General features: G+C 37.0%; 1 protein-coding gene. It reads right to left on the bottom strand.

Annotation, left to right across the window (positions count from 1 at the left end):
* A partial coding sequence (locus GMD5S_RS0209785) for an Ltp family lipoprotein (protein WP_016893891.1) occupies window positions 1–633 on the bottom strand: 633 nt, incomplete at both ends.

The following is a 633-nucleotide window of genomic DNA, read 5'->3' as shown; positions in this document are numbered from 1 at the left end:
TAGTTTGCTTCTTCTTTTGTAAATTTTCCAACATAAGAAGAAGTTAGCCACTCATAAATCTCTGTCTTTGATAAATGGTTATTCTTTCGGTATTTTCTTGCTGTAATCAAGGCATTTGCTTTGTAATCTGCATTCAAGTGATCGATGGCATACTGCGCTGCTGAACTTGAAAAACCATTCCACGTTAATTGGTTATAGAGATCTTTTTTTGACATATGTAAAACCGAATTATAGCTTTTCGCTCTATTTAAAGCAACATTGTACTGCTTCCCATCTAGTTTTGGTTGCCGCACACCATCGTATCCTACATAGTGACGGCCACCATCTACCCATTTATCCCTAGCCATTTTACCATCTGATTCAACATAATAACGGCCACCATCTACCCATTTGCCCCTTACCATTTTGCCTTCAGAATCAACATAGTAACGGCCACCATCTACCCATTCATTCTTGGCCATCTTTCCATCTGATTTGAAATAATAATTTCCTACCCATTTATTGCGAGCTTGGCTGCCTTCTGATGGTAGATTAAGTTTTTGAATTGCATAGTTTGCTTCTTCTTTTGTAAATTTTCCAACATAAGAAGAAGTTAGCCACTCATAAATCTCTGTCTTTGATAAATGGTTATTC

The organism is Streptococcus sp. GMD5S (assembly GCF_000298715.2).
GTDB lineage: Bacteria > Bacillota > Bacilli > Lactobacillales > Streptococcaceae > Streptococcus.
This window is presented reverse-complemented; position numbering and strand designations above follow the sequence as displayed.